This is a genomic window from Paenibacillus sp. GYB006, assembly GCF_036577645.1.
Lineage (GTDB): Bacteria > Bacillota > Bacilli > Paenibacillales > Paenibacillaceae > Paenibacillus.
Genome location: NZ_JARBDA010000046.1, coordinates 1 through 1,214, shown reverse-complemented (window position 1 = coordinate 1,214; position 1,214 = coordinate 1). Strand labels below are relative to the sequence as shown.

At 42.4% G+C, this 1,214-nt stretch carries 1 protein-coding gene; it reads left to right on the top strand.

The features are described 5' to 3' along the window. The first annotated feature begins 78 nt into the window (after positions 1-78). Positions 79-1,196 (top strand): IS3 family transposase gene (locus PV403_RS24790; RefSeq protein ID WP_213536334.1). Its coding sequence is split into 2 segments (ribosomal slippage): positions 79-325 and positions 325-1,196, totalling 1,119 coding nucleotides; the frame shifts between segments, so codons are not numbered across the junction. Positions 1,197-1,214: the final 18 nt, after the last annotated feature.

The following is a 1,214-nucleotide window of genomic DNA, read 5'->3' as shown; positions in this document are numbered from 1 at the left end:
TGGATCGTCTACACTTAGTTGGACAGAAAAATTAAGGGCTAGTAGAATGAAGAGAATACGATTAGGAGCGGATCTACTATGCCAAAGCAAAGACGCACATTCACAGCAGATTTCAAAAGACAAATGGTTCAGTTATATGAAAACGGAAAGCCAAAAGCAGCTATTCTGAGAGAGTATGAGCTTAGTCCATCTGCACTTGATCGTTGGATCAAACAAGCTCAAACCTCAGGTTCGTTTTCGGAAAAAGACAACCGATCCGCTGAAGAGAATGAGCTCATCGCTCTTCGCAAACAAGTTCAGCGACTCGAAATGGAGAATGACATTTTAAAGCAAGCCGCGCTGATCATGGGACGAAAGTAAAAATCATCAAGCAAAACAGTGATAAATACTCGGTATCAGCAATGTGCGAAGTCCTGCAAATCGCAAGAAGCACGTTCTACTATGAAGCGAAAGAGAAAGATCAAGAAGAGGCAGTGACTACGGCTATTGTAGAAATCTTTCATACCAATCGAAAAGCATACGGAACACGTAAGATCAAAGTCAAACTTAAGGAACAAGGATTCATCGTTTCCAGACGCCGAATCGGTCGTATCATGAAAGAGGAAGGCCTTGTGTCTACGTACACGATAGCGCAGTATAAGCCGCATAAGACTGCTTGCAACGAAGCAACAACTGCGAATGTGTTGAAACGTGAGTTCGATCAAACGGAAGCAAAACGCTTTGTAGTCAGCGATCTCACGTATGTCAGAGTTCAGCACAAGTGGCACTATGTTTGTGTGCTCATTGACTTATTTAATCGCGAAATCATTGGACAAAGTGCAGGTCCCCATAAAGACGCTGCTCTAATTTCTCGTGCCTTCGCCTCGGTAGAAGGCAACTTGAGCGACATTCAATGGTTTCACACGGACCGTGGAAGTGAATTTAAGAATAGATTGATCGATGAGACTCTTACGACATTCCAAATCGGCCGCTCTTTAAGTATGAAGGGTTGTCCCTATGACAACGCCGTTGCTGAAGCCACCTACAAAGTGATGAAAACGGAATTTGTAAACCAAGTGAATTTTCAAAGTCTTCACCATTTAGAGTTGGAACTATATGATTATGTGAATTGGTTCAACAAGCATCGCATTCATGGCACTTTAGGATACATGACCCCAATTCAGTACAAAGCTGCATCCCTTAAAAAAGTTGTCTGATTTAATGTTGACAGTCCA